General features: G+C 45.4%; 1 protein-coding gene. It reads left to right on the top strand.

Annotated features, from left to right (window positions below; all coding sequences use genetic code 11):
- Nucleotides 1-37: 37 nt before the first annotated feature.
- A partial coding sequence (locus ACNKXV_RS14290) for a hypothetical protein (protein WP_417908379.1) occupies nucleotides 38-295 on the top strand: 258 nt, incomplete at its 3' end.

A 295-nucleotide genomic window follows, 5' to 3' on the forward strand; every position in this document is an offset into this window, starting at 1 on the left:
TTTGATCGTCCTCATGATGTGACGTTGGTGCTGAACCATGAGTTTTCACCTAGCTGGACAGCAGGCCTTACTATGGTCTACACCACCGGACAGGCTGTTTCTTTTCCAGTCGGTTCCTACGTGGTGGACAATCAGACAGTTCCCTTGTATTCCGATTTTAGAAATCAGAACAGATTCCCTGCCTACCATCGAATGGATGCTTCCGTCACCTGGAAAAATGCAGATAAGGGCAGGAAATGGAGGGGAAGTTGGAATTTTGGGGTTTATAATCTTTATGGAAGGAAAAATCCTTTTG

The sequence above is a fragment of the Christiangramia aquimixticola genome (genome assembly GCF_048285835.1).
GTDB classification, from domain to species: Bacteria; Bacteroidota; Bacteroidia; order Flavobacteriales; family Flavobacteriaceae; genus Christiangramia; species Christiangramia aquimixticola.